The 403-nt window shown below is 35.7% G+C and carries 1 pseudogene; it reads right to left on the bottom strand.

What is annotated here, in order from left to right:
* Positions 1–403: pseudogene (locus UNSWCS_RS11335) on the bottom strand (hypothetical protein); the annotation flags it as partial.

Raw genomic sequence — 403 nt, 5'->3', positions numbered from 1 at the left:
ATATCCAGCACTACTAACCCACATATAAGGGATAGTATGCTCAGTTGTCATCACTTCTGGAGAGAAGTCAAGGAAATTTCCATTAACCCTTATATTTATATCTTTTAGATCATTCATTAGCTTACGTGCATCGTCTGCATCTTGGGCTGTCCTGAAGATATGAGTTATCTTCTCATTGCTCCTATCGGTTAGTCCATCTATCTCGTCACTTGTCATCCTACCCATTAGATATTCAAAATGATCCATTTTTTTATCTTTTGAAAAGTAGCCCTTTGGCATCTTTGCTAGATCTTCATTTGAGTAAAACTCTTTACCCTTGCTAATAACTCCAGCTGAAATTTGATCAAAAATTTTATAGTATTGCTTTATAGTGTCTGCTAGATCGATATTTGCAAAGCTATCC

The organism is Campylobacter concisus UNSWCS (assembly GCF_000466685.1).
In the GTDB taxonomy this organism is placed as follows: domain Bacteria; phylum Campylobacterota; class Campylobacteria; order Campylobacterales; family Campylobacteraceae; genus Campylobacter_A; species Campylobacter_A concisus_A.
Note: the sequence above shows the minus strand (reverse complement) of the source record. Positions and strands in the feature narration are given on the sequence as shown.